Raw genomic sequence first — 13,111 nt, 5'->3', positions numbered from 1 at the left:
GGTTGTGCAGCACAGCGAGTGGCTGCAGGCCAGGCAGGCGGCGGGCGGCGCGGCGGCGGCCACCCGCGCCCGCATCCTTCCCGATCCGGCCCTACTACGGCAGCCGGAAGACAAGGCCCTCAGCCAGGCCCTCGGTGCGGCCGCCGAACGGGCTGAAACGATCCATCAGCTCTCCCTGCGGCTGGCCGCCCGCAACGACTGGGACGCCCTAATGGTGTTTCACGAGTGGATCGATGTGGCCGGCCACCACGCCATGGCCTACGCCCCGCCCCGTCAGCCGCACATCTCAACGCGGCAGCAGCGGCTGTTCGGTGGGGTGATTGAGGCGGTGTACCGCGAACAGGACCGCATGCTCGGCGAGCTGCTGGCGGCGGCGGGCGATCTCGGGCCCGATGGGGATCTCAACGTGATCCTGCTCTCCGATCACGGCTTCCAGCACGGCGCCTCCCGCCCGAAGCTCAGCGGCGTCGCCCTCGGTGACGACCGCGCCGAGCAGGAGGCCAGCTGGCACCGGCCCTTCGGCATCCTGGCCATGGCCGGCCCCGGCATCCGCTCCGCGGCCCAGACGCCGGCCGCCTCCTTACTCGACATCACCCCCACCGCCCTGGCGCTGTTCGGGCTGCCGGCCGGAGCAGACATGGACGGCCGCGTGCTGCATGAACTGCTGCGGGCCGATCCGCTGGCGCCGATCCCCAGCTGGGAGCTGTTGAGCGGCGATGCCGGCGAACATCCCGCCGAGCAGCGGCTCGATCCGTTCGAGGCCCACGAGGCCGTGAAACAACTGATCGATCTCGGCTATCTGGCCGCCCTGCCGCCCGGTCAGGCCGATCGGGTGGCCTTCGTGCGCCGCGAAACCGCCTTCAACTGCGCCGTGGTGCTCGCCCGCAGCGGCCGGGGCGCAGAAGCGATCCCCTGGCTGGAGCCGCTGATGGAACAGCAACCCCGCCAGGCCCGCTACGCCCTGCTGCTGGTGGAGTGTCTGCTGGCCAGCGGCGACGCCAGGGCCGCTTTGCGCCAGGCCAAGACCTTCCTGCAACGCCAGCTGCTCTCCAGCGCCATGCGCCTGCAGCAACTGTTGGCGCTGCTGGCCCTGAACCAACAAGAAGAAGCCCGCGAGCTGCTGCCGCTGATCCGCCCAGGCAGCACCACTGAGCACCTGAACCTGGCCGAAATCCATGCCCAGCTGCGGCAGCCGCAGGCGGCAGCCGAGCACTACCGGGCGGCCCTCGCCGATGCCGGCCTGGCAATCCCGGCCCACCTAGGCCTGGCCCGCCTGGCCCTGGCCGCCGGCCAGGGCGAACAGGCCGCCGAGCACTGCCTCGACGCCCAGGCCCTCAGCCTGCAGGTGCCGGAAGCCCACCTCCTGCTGGCCCTCTGCCTGGCCTGGCTGGAGATGCCCCAGGAGGCCGCGCTGAGCTGTGGCCATGCCCTGGCCCTGCAACCCCACAGCCGCCCGGCGCTGCTGCTGCAGGCCGGCCTGGCCGGCCTGCAGGGTGATGCCGACGTCGACCCCCTCAGCCGTGAGCAGCTGGACGGCCTGCTCGCCGTTGATCTGGACACCGCCAGGCCGCAGGAGCGTCTGCTGCCGGAGGTTCTCCTTTGGATCCGCAGCCGCTCCGTCCCCGCTCCCCTCGCACTCGATCGCTTCTGATGGAATCCCGCAGCTCTCTCGCCGACACGCGAGTTCTGGACTGGCTTCCTGCTGCTGGCCCTGTTCGGCATCTGGTCTCTGCTGGCGATCCTGCCGCTGCCGCTGCCCAGTCCCGTCTGGGCCCATCAGCTGGTGGTCACCCTGGTCAACAATGCGCCGCTGCTGTTGATCGGTGTGGCCCTGCTCCGCCTGGCGATCGCTTGGGGCGCTGGTGCGCCGGCTGTTCGGGCCTGGCGCCTGCGTGTCTGCCGTCTTGCCGCTCTGGCTTCGGTGGTGTATGTGCTGATGGTTCCGCTGGATCTGGTGTCCACCTGGCGGCAGGTGCAGGGGCTGCCGCTCCAGGCCCAGAGCCGTCAGCGGGCGATGGATCGGGTGGAGCAGCAGGCCCTCCAGGCCAGCGACCAGGCGGCTGATGGGGCTTCGCTCGCCAGCCGCCTGCGTCAGTTGCAGGGGCCGCAGCTCACCTCCACTGACCTGGCCCAGCCGCTCCCGGATCTCAAGCTTGAGCTGCGCGCCTCCCTGGCCAGCAACTTCGCAGCCTTGCGCAACCAGGCGGCTGGTCCCAGGGCTGAAACCCTCTTCGCCATGGGCAGGGAGAGCCTGCGACTGGTGTTGTCGGCTCTGGTGTGCGCCTTGGGGCTGTCGGCCCTGAGCTGGAATGGAAACACGCAATGGAGCCAGTTGCAGGCCATAGCGGACGGGCTGGCCGGGATGCGCCGCCGCAACTGGATGCGCCAGCGCCATCAGGCTCTCCGCGAGGCCATCAATCCTCAGGCTCAGGCTCCTCGTCCGCGTAACGGCCGATGGAGCTTCGGTCGCGATCAAGGCTCAAAGGACTACATCAACGAGATCCTGCGCGAGCAGGAGCGCGACCGGCCCTGAGATCACAGCGCCCTCCCCTGTGGGCACAGAGAGGTGGGCAGACGACCGAGCCGACCTCGCCCGGCAGGCTTCTCTGCCGCGGTCTGACGCAGCCATGGCGAGACTGCCATCGCTGGGCCAAGGCGGATCCTGCCGCCCCTGCGGCTCGGCTGGCAGGCTGACGCTGTCATCCCCTACAAGCCCCCCTAGAGCGTGTCCGCCTTGGTATCGCTGTCCCTGCCCGTCGTCGAGACCTTCCACTCCCTGCAGGGCGAAGGGCTCCATGCAGGCCGCAGCGCCTTCTTCATCCGCCTGGCGGGTTGCACGGTGGGCTGCAGTTGGTGCGACACCAAGCACTCCTGGCCGGTGGGCGCCCATGGTCAGCGCAGCCTGGCGGCTTTGGCCGCCGAAGCGCGCGACGCGGCCAAAGCCGGTGCCGCCTTCGTGGTCATCACTGGCGGCGAGCCCCTGCAGCAGCCCCTGGACGGCCTGTGCGCGGCCCTGGCCGCGGCGGGCCTGCCCCTGCACCTGGAAACCAGCGGCGTGGGGGAGCCCAGCGGCCGCTTCGACTGGATCACCCTCTCCCCCAAGCCCCACCGCCCCCCGGCCGCCACCCTCCTGGCTCGCTGCGACGAGCTCAAGGTGGTGGTGACCTCCGCGGCCGACCTGGCCTTTGCCGAAGCTATGGCTGCCGAGGCCGGCCGCCTGCGCCCGCCCGCCGCTCTCGGCCCCGAACTCCTGATCCAGCCCGCCTGGGACGAGTCGGGCTCCGAGGCGCTGGCGGTGGCCTACGTGCGTCGCAACCCCGCCTGGCGGCTCAGTCTGCAGAGCCACAAGTGGCTGGGGGTGCGCTGAGGCCGGGGAGCGAGCCCCAGCGCTGGGGCCTCAGAGGGCCTGGGCCGGCTGCTGCACCTTCTCCGCCTTCCACAGCCGCCAGCGCAGCTGCAGATCCTTGGGGGTGTACACCACGATCGGCCGGCTGGCGTCGTAAGGCACCACGAAGGGCCTGCTGCCCATGGGCACGAACACGGTGCGCTTGGCCTGGCCGGGGGGGCAGGCCATCCGGGTGGTCACCATCGGGCCCACATCGCTCACGGTGTAGACGCTGACGCCGAGATCCTTGCGTTTGCTGGCGCGGAAGCGGCCGCGGAAGGCCTGCTGGTTGCAGTCGGCCTCCACCTCCCGGCCGGGGATCAGCTGCACCCGCCAGTCGCTCGGGTGGGGGGAGAGGCGCGGATCGGCGCCGGGCGGCAGCACGCCGGGCAACTGGATCACCCAGCGGGTCTGGCCGGCGGCCGCTGGTGGGTAGGGCTTGAGATCCAGCCGGGGGATGGCCAGGGCCGGAGCCCCCAGTCCCGCCAGGGTGATGATGACGCTGGCGGTGGCCGCCGTCAGGCGGGCGCGGCGCAGGGGGTGGGCCATGGGGATCCTCATGGAATCACGATGGCATCTTCCGCCCCCTCCGGCCGCTTCCACAATGGGGACACCTTGCGCCCAACGGCCCATCACGCGCACTCCCCCCTCTCCGACGCCTTTAGCGATTGCCCTGCTCTCGGGCGGCCTCGACTCGGCCACCGCCGCCGCCCTGGCGATCGAGGCTGGCCACCGGGTGATCGGCCTCTCCTTTGATTACGGCCAGCGCCACCGGCGCGAGCTCGCCGCCGCCGCCATGGTGGCCGCCGCCCTGGCGCTCGAGGAGCACCATGTGATCGCCGTGAACCTGGCGGCCTGGGGCGGCTCGGCCCTCACCGATCCGGCCATCCCTGTCCCCGATGGGGGTGTGGTCGAGGGGGTGATCCCCACCACCTACGTGCCCGGACGCAACACGGTGTTCATCGCCCTGGGACTGAGCCTGGCCGAAGCCCGTGGCGCCGGCAGCCTGGTGCTCGGGGTCAATGCGGTGGATTACTCCGGCTATCCCGATTGCCGCCCCGATTATCTGGCCGCCTTCCAGAGCCTGGCCGACCTGGCCAGCAAGGCGGGGCGCCAGGGCCAGGGGGCCCGCCTCTGGGCGCCGCTGGTGGCCTGGGACAAGACCACCATCGTGCGCGAAGCGCTGCGACTGGGGGTGCCGATCGCGGCCACCTGGAGCTGCTACAGCGGCGAAGATCTCCCCTGCGGCCGCTGCGACAGCTGCCGCATCCGTGATGCCGCCCTGGTCGCCGCCGGCCGGGCCGATCTGGCCAGTGCTGCCATCCGCGCCGGAGCCGCCCGTTGAAGAGCGTGCCGCTTCCGTGGCTGGAGCCCCGCTCCCTGGCCCGGGTGCTGGCGGCGCGCTTCGGCCAGGACGGGCTGGTGCTGCTCGATGGCGACGGCAGCCGCCTCGGCAGCCGCGGCGTGCTTGGGGTGGATCCGGTGGCCCGGGTGGTCTGCCGGGGCCTGCCGGGCACCCCAGGGGCGGGCGATCCCTTCGCCGTCCTGGCGGACCTGGAGCGCCAGGGGGGGCCGTGGCTGGGCTGGCTCGGTTACGAGGCCGGGGCCTGGGTGGAGCCTTCCGACCACTGGCAGCTCTCCGACATGGCCAGCTTGTGGGCGGCCCGCCACGACCCCCTGATCCATTTCGATCGGGGCGAGCAGCGGCTCTGGCTCGAGGGCCGCGACCCCGCCCGGTTGGCGGCCATGGTGCGCTTGCTGGAGGATCCGGCCACGGTCGCGGCGGTGACTGCGACTGGGGAGTGCCCGGCCGATGGGGCCGGCATCGCGCCGGGCGACTGGCGCTGGCACACCTCCCCGGAGGACTACGCCGGGCAGGTGCGGATCCTGCGGCAGTGGATCGCCGCCGGTGATCTGTTTCAGGCCAACCTCACGGCCTGCTGCGAGAGCTTGCGGCCAGCGCGGGCCGATCCGCTGACGCTCTATAGCCGCCTGGTCCGGCACGGGCCGGCCCCCTTCGCGGGCCTGGCGATCGCCGGCGAGGAGGCCGTGATCTCGGCCTCCCCTGAGCGCTTCCTGCGCCTGCACCCCGATGGGCGGGTGGAGACGCGGCCGATCAAGGGCACCCGGCCGCGCCACGGCGACCCCGACGCCGATGCCGCCAGTGCCGCCGCCCTGATCTGCGACCCCAAGGACCGAGCCGAGAACGTGATGATCGTCGACCTGCTGCGCAACGACCTGGGCCGGGTCTGTGTGCCCGGGTCGGTGCACGTGCCCCAGCTGCTGGGGCTGGAGAGCTACGCCCATGTGCATCACCTCACCTCGGTGGTGATGGGCCGGCTCGCCGCCGGCCGCGGCCTGGTGGACCTGCTGCGGGCCTGCTGGCCGGGGGGCTCGATCACCGGCGCCCCCAAGGTGCGCGCCTGCCGGCGCCTCAACCGGCTCGAGCCGGTGCCGCGGGGCCCCTACTGCGGCTCCCTGTTTCACCTCGAGGCCGATGGCGGCTTCGACAGCAGCATCCTCATCCGCACCCTGTTGCAGAAGGGCCGTCGCCTGCGGCTGCATGCCGGCGGCGGCATCGTCGCCGACTCCGACCCGGCGGGGGAGGCCCGGGAGATGGGCTGGAAGATCGAACCGCTGCTGGAGGCCCTGGTATGAGCGGCGGCGGCGCCAGCGGCCCGGGCCCCAGGGCCATCGCCTGGATCGATGCGCCAGCGCCGGAAGGAACCTGGGGCGACCCGGACCACCTCAGTCTGCCCCTGAGCGACCGGGGCCTGCTGCTGGCCGATGGCTTGTTTGAGACGGTGCTGGTCCAGGCGGGGCGCCCCCGGCTGCTGGCGGAGCACCTGGCGCGCTGGCAGGCCTCGGCCGCCAGTCTGGGTATGGAACCTCCCCCCGGCGCCGATCGGGTGCTGCCGCTGCTGGCGGAGGCCGTGGCCCGCAGCGGTCTCCGCGGCGATGGCGCCCTGCGGCTCAACTGGAGCCGGGGGAGCGGCGCCGGGCGGGGCCTTGCCCTGCCGGGGTCGGGCGAACCCCAGGGGCGGCCGCGCTTCTGGTTGCAGCTGAGCCCCTGGACGCGCCCCAGCGCGCCGGTGGCGGTGATCGTCAGCGGTCTGGAGCGCCGCAACCCCGACAGCCTGGTGGGCCGCTGCAAGACCTTCGCCTACGCCGGCGCCATCCAGGCCCGGCGGGAGGCCCGGGCCGCCGGCGCCGACGATGCCCTGCTGCTGGGAGGTGGCGGCGACCTCTGCTGCGGCACCAGCGCCAACCTGCTCGTGCGCCTCAACGGCGAGTGGATCACACCGCCCCTGGCCAGCGGCTGCCTGCCGGGGGTGATGCGGGGCCGGGGCCTGGCCCTGGGGTTGGCGCGGGAGGGCGACGTCGCCGTCGCCGACCTGCTGGCCAGCGAGGGGGCCCTGCTGATCAACAGCCTGGGCTACCGGCCGATCCGCCGCTGCGAGGGCCATGATCTGCCCCCGCCGAGCGGGATCGAGGGCCTGTGGGAGCGGCTGCTGGCGTCGTCATAGGTTGGCCCCAGAGTCGATCTATCCACCTTGTCCGACGCTGTGGGGGGCCGGTCCCGGAAGCACCTGGCGGGATGGCTGGCCTGTCTGGGCGTGGCCCTGGCCGGCTGTGGCGCCACGTCCAAGGAGGTGGCCATCCAGAACGCCAAGCCGGGCGACCTGCTGGTCAGTGTTGATGGAAGCCGCGTGGAGCTCGTCAGAGCCTTCACCCCAGGCATCGCCAATGGCCTGCACAAGGGTGTTGTGACGATCACAACAGAGGCCGATGGGGCCAAGGGTCAGATGTATGAAGTCACGGTGATCTGCAGCATCAAGGGAGAGTCGGGCTGGCAATCCTATGACAATATCTACGGTGATCCGATCAGTGATCTCAATGCGAAGAGAACATTCCCAGTCAAGGATCGCTGGCAGTTCCTGTTCCATTATGATGGCCGGACGGAAAAGACTGGAACGCTTGAACCCAGTGGCTGGGTCTCACGACTGAAAGACAATCTGTGCCGCAAAGGTGATTTCGATGACACCTGATTGCTCTGATGGACAAGCAGCATGAAGTCTTGGTCAGCCTTGATAATCATTCCTATTTCAATCCCATAGGCAGCTCCTGGGCTGCCGACATTCGGTAGCAATAGGCACTTTCGAGCCGCAGGTCATCCTTTTGGATGGAGAGGACATTGCGCCTCGGTTTCTCGATGCCAAAAACACTCTTCTCCGTCGATCTCACCAAGCCGATGGATCAGCAGGACATGCCCGGTCACAACCGTTGGCACCCCGACATCCCGGCTGTGGCCTCGGTGAATCCTGGTGATGTGTTCCGGATCGAATGCAAGGACTGGACCGATGGCCAGATCAAGAACAATGACGACCCCAAGGACATCGAAGATGTCAATCTTGAGGTTGTCCACGTCCTGAGTGGCCCGATCTGGGTCAACGGGGCCCAGCCCGGAGACATCCTTGTGGTCGACATTCTTGATGTCGGTGCCCTGCAGGGGGACGAATGGGGTTTCACCGGTATCTTTGCCAAGGAGAACGGTGGTGGCTTCCTCACCGATCACTACCCCAAGGCCGCCAAGGCGATCTGGGATCTGGAAGGCATCTACACCTCCTCCCGCCACATTCCCGGTGTGCGCTTCGCGGGCATCACCCACCCGGGTCTGATCGGCTGCGCCCCTTCCCAGGAGCTGCTCAATGAGTGGAACCGACGCGAGACGGAACTGGTGCAGACCGCCCCCGACCGCCGCACCTACGGCGCCGGCCTCTCCGGCAGCGAGCCGGTGCTGGCGGCCCTGCCCAACCCCAACAGCGCCATCCTCGGCACCCTCCCCTCCAGCGAGTTCGAGCGGGTGGCCAACGAAGCGGCCCGTACTGTGCCGCCCAGGGAGCACGGCGGCAACTGCGACATCAAGAACCTCACCAAGGGCACGCGGATCTACTTCCCCGTCTATGTTGAAGGCGCCAAGCTCTCGATGGGTGACATCCACTTCTCCCAGGGGGATGGGGAGATCTCCTTCTGCGGCGCCATCGAGATGTCCGGTTACCTCGATCTCCATGTGGAGATCATCAAGGGCGGCATGGCGAAGTATGGGATGGTCAACCCCATGTTCAAGACCAGCCCGGTGGAACCCCACTACTCCGACTACCTGGTGTTCGAAGGCATCTCCGTCGATGAATTCGAAGGTAAGCAGTACTACATGGACGTGCACATCGCCTACCGGCGTGCCTGCCTCAACGCCATCGAGTACCTCAAGAAGTTCGGCTACACCGGCGAGCAGGCTTACCTGCTGCTGAGTTGTGCGCCGGTGGAAGGCAGGATCAGCGGCATTGTTGACATCCCCAACGCCTGCTGCACCCTGGCGATCCCCACCTCGATCTTCGATCAGGACATTCTCCCCTGCTGATCAGCCAGTGGAATGCGGGGGCCTGAACGTCAGGCCCCTTTTCTTTTGTGCCACCGCTCCGCTTTCATTTCTCTCCCCGTTCGCACCATGCCTGTCTACGAATACAGCTGCAGCAATGGCTGCGAGAACTACGAAGTCTGGCGCAGCATTGATGAGCGCCAAACGGAGACCAACTGCCCGTCCTGCACCGCGGAAGGGGTCCGGGTCTTCACGCCTGTGATGTCGCTCAGCGGCCCGCTCAGGCTGAAGCAGGAACAATCCGGACCGCGCCTGGTGCGCAAGGAAACCAAGGAAGTGGCTGGCAAGCAGCGGCTCAAGGAGAGCGGCACCCGTCCCTGGATGCTCAATCGCGGCTGCTGAGGCCGCCGGCCGCCACCCGATGGTGGCGGCCGGGGAGAGCAAAAGTGCCTCAGACGGTGAGGAATTCCTTGATCACGTCATCGGAGAGCTTGTCGGTCTGGCCACTGGAGACGATGCCGCCGCGCTGCATGGCGTAATAGAAGTCGGACTGGCGCACGAAGTGCAGGTGCTGCTCCACCAGCAACACGCTGATGCCGGTTTCCTTCATGATCCGCTGCACCGCATGCTCGATGTCGAGGATGATCGAGGGCTGAATGCCTTCGGTGGGTTCATCCAGGAGCAACAGCTTGGGCTTGCCCAGCAGGGCGCGGGCAATGGCCAGCTGTTGTTGCTGACCGCCACTGAGGTCGCCCCCTTTGCGCTTCAGGAACTTCTCGAGGATCGGGAACAGATCGAAGATCAGTGGATCAATGTGGCGGTTCTTCTCAAGACCCCCAGGCAAGGCCTCCATGCCGAGCAGCAGATTTTCCTTGACGGTCACCTGGGGAATGATGTCCCGGCCTTGGGACACATAACCGATGCCCGCCCTGGCCCGCTTGTAGGGCGGCTGGGTGGTGAGCTGGTCATCCTGGTAATGGATGGTTCCCGATCGCTGCTGCAGCAGGCCGATGACGGTTTTGAGGAAGGTGGTTTTGCCGACGCCATTACGGCCGATCAGGCAGACCATCTTGCCTTCGTCGATGGAAAGGTCGACGTTGCGGAGAATATGGCTTTCTCCGTAATACACATTCAGGTCGGAGACCTGGAGCAGGGGTTGGGCGCTGGTGGAGGACATGGGGTCGGTGGGTGATGGTCAAGAAGCGATTACTGTTCGGGCGGCCCCAGGTAGACCTCAATCACCCGCGGGTCGGATTTAACCTTCTCCAGAGGCCCCTGCGTAAGCACCTGTCCCTGGTGCAACACGGTGACGTCGAAACCCAGGTCGCGGATGAACTCCATGTCGTGCTCGATCACCACCACGGTGTGGTCGCCGGCCAGGGACTTGATCAGCTCGGCCGTGCGCAGGGTTTCCTCGTCAGTGAGGCCGGCGACGGGTTCATCGAGCAGCAGCACTTCCGGGGCCTGGGCCACGAGGGAGGCGATGGCCAGCCACTGCTTCTGGCCGTGGGAGAGGGAGCCGGCCTTGACGGTGGCAAACGGCGTCAGGCCGACGTAATTCATGATGCGATGCACCTCATCCTTCGAGGACTGGGGCAGGCTGGAGCCCAGCAGGCTGAAGGCGTTTTTCTCCGGCGAGGCGGACAGCTCCAGGTTGCGCAGCACGGTGAGATTCTCAAACACCCGCGGGGTCTGGAACTTGCGGCCGATGCCATTGCGGGAGATCTTCTGCTCGGAGACGCCCAGCAGCGACTTCCCCTTGAAGGACACCGTCCCCTTCGTGGGACGCACCTTGCCAGTGATCACATCCAGAAAGGTGGTCTTGCCAGCACCGTTGGGGCCGATGATGGACTTGAGTTCACCCTTATAGAGCTTCAGGCTGAGGTCCGTGAGGGCATAGAAGCCGTCGAAACTCACGCTGACGTCATTGAGCTCGAGGAGAGGTTCTGACATGGATTGGAAGGGTGCGAAATCGAAACACAGTCACAGCAGATCAGCCAGGATGGGTCCTCTGGAGGACTAATCCACCGGAATGGCCTCCTTGTCCAGCTGGGGGTAGGTATTGGACTTCTTGGCGATGCCGAAGGCGGCCAGAAAGGTGCGGAAGCCGCCTTTGGTGATCCAGCCGTAGATGCCGTCGGGCATCAGAACCACCACGAAGATGAACAGGGCCCCCTGCACGAACAGCCAGGCCTCCGGCAGGGCTTCGCTCACCAGGCTGCGCAGGTAGTTCACCACGGTGGCTCCGATGATCGGACCGACCAGGGTGCCACGACCACCCACGGCCACCCAGATCACCATCTCGATCGAGAAGGAGATCGACATGTACTGGGGCGAGACGATGCCGGACTGGACGGTGTAGAGAGCACCGGAGATCCCGCACAGGGCCCCTGCCACCAGAAAGACGATGGTTTTGAAGGGAACGGGGTTGAATCCGGCGAAGCGAAGTCGGCTTTCGTCGTCACGGATGGCGATCAGGGCATCACCGAAGCGACCACTGGTGAAGTAGCGACAGACCAGGAAGGCCAGGGGCAGTAGCAGCACCGTGAGGCGGTAAAACCAGACCTGCATGTCAGGCGAACCCACCAGTTGGCCGAACAGCTCGGTGGTGCTGGTTTTGAGGCCATTGGTACCGTCGAAGAGTTTCTGCTGGCCGTTGAAGAAGTGGAAGAAAACCATCAGCGCCGCCTGGGTGATGATCGAGAAATACACCCCCTTGATGCGATTTCTGAAGATCAACCAACCCACCACACCCGCCACCGCCGCAGGAATCACCCAGAGCGCAATCAGGGTGAACAGCGGCGACCAGAAGGGCTGCCAGAAGAAAGGAAGCTGGGCAACACCATAATTCTCAAAGAACTTGGGGATGCCATTGCCACCCGCCAGGCTCTTGGTGTTGAGCATCAGGTTCATGGCCACCGCGTAGCCCCCCAGTGCAAAGAAGATCCCCTGCCCCAGGCTCAGCAGACCGGTGTAGCCCCAGATCAGGTCGATCGCCAGCGCCGTGATCGACAGCGCGAAGTAGCGGCCGAAGAGGTTGAGGCGGAAGTCGTCGAGCGCCGCTGGAAGGATGAACAGGGCGATCGCCAGCAGAATCCAGGGGACAAGTCGTTGGAAGAGTTTCACAGGTAGGACCTCCTGGTGGGGAGATGGAACGGGAATCTGCGCAGGGTTGAAATCAGCGGGTCAGGCATCGACCGAGCGACCCTTCTGGGGGAACATGCCGTTGGGGCGGAACTGAAGGAAGACGATGATGAAGATGAACACCAGCACCAGGGACATGCTCGTGGTGGCGAAGAACTCGATCACCCCTTTCGCCGCTAAGGGCATGTCCGGGAAGATTGTCAACAACGTGCCAGAACCGATCACCGACTGGATGATGCCCAGCAGCAGCGAGGCCAGCACGGTGCCCAGCAGATTGCCCACACCACCAAGAACGATCACCATGAAGCAGGAAACGATGTAGGCCGCACCAAGGTTCGGGCCCACCGATCCCAGCAGGGTGATGGCACACCCAGCCACCCCGGCCAGTCCGGAACCGATGCCGAAGGTGATGCTGTCGACGCGGTCGGTGGGAATGCCGAGGCAATTGCTCATCTGGCGGTTCTGGGTGACGGCACGGATGCGCAGACCCCAGACGCTCTTGTTGAGGAACCAGAAGGTGGCGAGCAGCAACAGGGCCGACAGGAGAATGATGAAGATGCGCAGACCAGGAAGCTCGATACCGCCGATCGCTCCCCAGCTTCCCTGTAGCCACTTGGGCGCGGTGACATCAATGTTGCGGGGTCCGAACCAGGCCTTGGACAGCGGCCGAATCTGATCAAAGACGTTGACGGCGATCAGACCAAGGCCGATGGCGATGGCCCAGCCGAGTCCATTGAGATAGGTGAAAAAGGGCTTCTCCGAGAACTTGGCCCCGAGTAGTTTGGATAGAAAGAAACCAATCACAACGCCGACAATGATGCCGAGCATCATCGCGGTTGAGACACTCCGTATCAGTTGGATGAGAATCAGGCTGACCCCCCACGTGGCCAGCAGTGTTTCAAGCGGGCGGCCGTAGAGCTGCCTGATCAACGTTCTCTCCAGCAGCACCCCGACCAGTGCCGTCACAAGGAAGGCCAGAACCAGTGAGACCGGAAAGTACAGTTCGAAAATCACACCACCCATGGGCTTGAAGGCCGACTGCACCACGTAGGTCACGTAGGCCCCGAGCATCATGAACTCGCCGTGGGCGAGATTGATGACGCCCATCAAGCCGAAAACAATGGCCAACCCCGTGGCTGCAAGCAGCAGCACGGATCCGATGCTCAGGCCATCGAGGATCTGAGAAAAGAAGAGTTCCAACGGAA

The 13,111-nt window shown here is 66.6% G+C and carries 14 protein-coding genes; 9 read left to right on the top strand and 5 right to left on the bottom strand.

The features are described 5' to 3' along the window. Positions 1–4 precede the first annotated feature (4 nt). The 3 genes from KBZ33_RS09055 to KBZ33_RS09045 all read left to right on the top strand — a co-directional run bounded on the left by KBZ33_RS09055 (position 5) and on the right by KBZ33_RS09045 (position 3,367). Entirely contained in the window at positions 5–1,651 is a 1,647-nt protein-coding gene (locus KBZ33_RS09055) for an alkaline phosphatase family protein (protein WP_254952334.1), read from the top strand. Positions 1,652–1,783: 132 nt separating this feature from the next. Beyond that, entirely contained in the window at positions 1,784–2,533 is a 750-nt protein-coding gene (locus KBZ33_RS09050) for a hypothetical protein (RefSeq protein ID WP_254952336.1), read from the top strand. A gap of 192 nt (positions 2,534–2,725) precedes the next feature. Then, on the top strand, positions 2,726–3,367 hold the full coding sequence (locus tag KBZ33_RS09045; RefSeq protein ID WP_255011648.1) for a 7-carboxy-7-deazaguanine synthase QueE: 642 nt from the start codon (positions 2,726–2,728) through the stop codon (positions 3,365–3,367). Between the two features lie 30 nt (positions 3,368–3,397). Here KBZ33_RS09045 and KBZ33_RS09040 read toward each other — a convergent pair whose 3' ends face one another. Beyond that, entirely contained in the window at positions 3,398–3,946 is a 549-nt protein-coding gene (locus KBZ33_RS09040; protein WP_255011647.1) for an ecotin family protein, read from the bottom strand. Positions 3,947–3,989: 43 nt separating this feature from the next. Here KBZ33_RS09040 and queC point away from each other — a divergent pair, with 43 nt between their 5' ends. The 6 genes from queC to KBZ33_RS09010 all read left to right on the top strand — a co-directional run bounded on the left by queC (position 3,990) and on the right by KBZ33_RS09010 (position 9,164). Next, positions 3,990–4,730, top strand: a complete 741-nt coding sequence (gene queC / locus KBZ33_RS09035; RefSeq protein ID WP_254952342.1) for a 7-cyano-7-deazaguanine synthase QueC — start codon at positions 3,990–3,992, stop codon at positions 4,728–4,730. Positions 4,731–4,735: 5 nt separating this feature from the next. Then, the gene (locus KBZ33_RS09030; protein WP_396108248.1) at positions 4,736–6,043 is read left to right on the top strand and encodes an anthranilate synthase component I family protein; all 1,308 of its coding nucleotides are present in this window, start codon (positions 4,736–4,738) and stop codon (positions 6,041–6,043) included. Further along, the gene (locus KBZ33_RS09025) at positions 6,040–6,912 is read left to right on the top strand and encodes an aminotransferase class IV (protein ID WP_254952346.1); all 873 of its coding nucleotides are present in this window, start codon (positions 6,040–6,042) and stop codon (positions 6,910–6,912) included. Before KBZ33_RS09030 ends, KBZ33_RS09025 begins: the two co-directional genes overlap by 4 nt. A 90-nt stretch (positions 6,913–7,002) precedes the next feature. After that, positions 7,003–7,434, top strand: a complete 432-nt coding sequence (locus KBZ33_RS09020; protein WP_254952348.1) for a hypothetical protein — start codon at positions 7,003–7,005, stop codon at positions 7,432–7,434. A 164-nt stretch (positions 7,435–7,598) separates the two neighbouring features. Further along, entirely contained in the window at positions 7,599–8,804 is a 1,206-nt protein-coding gene (gene fmdA, locus KBZ33_RS09015) for a formamidase (RefSeq protein WP_254952349.1), read from the top strand. An 87-nt stretch (positions 8,805–8,891) separates the two neighbouring features. Continuing rightward, entirely contained in the window at positions 8,892–9,164 is a 273-nt protein-coding gene (locus tag KBZ33_RS09010; protein WP_254952351.1) for an FmdB family zinc ribbon protein, read from the top strand. Positions 9,165–9,213: 49 nt separating this feature from the next. On the opposite strand, the gene urtE is transcribed toward KBZ33_RS09010, so the two are convergent. The 4 genes from urtE to KBZ33_RS08990 all read right to left on the bottom strand — a co-directional run bounded on the left by urtE (position 9,214) and on the right by KBZ33_RS08990 (position 13,106). Then, complete coding sequence (gene urtE / locus KBZ33_RS09005; RefSeq protein ID WP_254952352.1) at positions 9,214–9,939, bottom strand: urea ABC transporter ATP-binding subunit UrtE; 726 nt, start codon at positions 9,937–9,939, stop codon at positions 9,214–9,216. A gap of 29 nt (positions 9,940–9,968) precedes the next feature. Continuing rightward, positions 9,969–10,715: an urea ABC transporter ATP-binding protein UrtD gene (urtD, locus tag KBZ33_RS09000; protein ID WP_254952354.1), complete on the bottom strand. Its 747-nt coding sequence runs from the start codon at positions 10,713–10,715 to the stop codon at positions 9,969–9,971. 66 nt (positions 10,716–10,781) lie between these two features. Beyond that, positions 10,782–11,888: an urea ABC transporter permease subunit UrtC gene (gene urtC / locus KBZ33_RS08995; protein ID WP_254952356.1), complete on the bottom strand. Its 1,107-nt coding sequence runs from the start codon at positions 11,886–11,888 to the stop codon at positions 10,782–10,784. A gap of 60 nt (positions 11,889–11,948) precedes the next feature. Further along, on the bottom strand, positions 11,949–13,106 hold the full coding sequence (locus tag KBZ33_RS08990) for an urea ABC transporter permease subunit UrtB (protein WP_254952358.1): 1,158 nt from the start codon (positions 13,104–13,106) through the stop codon (positions 11,949–11,951). Positions 13,107–13,111: the final 5 nt, after the last annotated feature.

The organism is Cyanobium sp. Cruz-8D1, from assembly GCF_024345975.1.
GTDB lineage: Bacteria > Cyanobacteriota > Cyanobacteriia > PCC-6307 > Cyanobiaceae > Cyanobium.
This window is presented reverse-complemented; position numbering and strand designations above follow the sequence as displayed.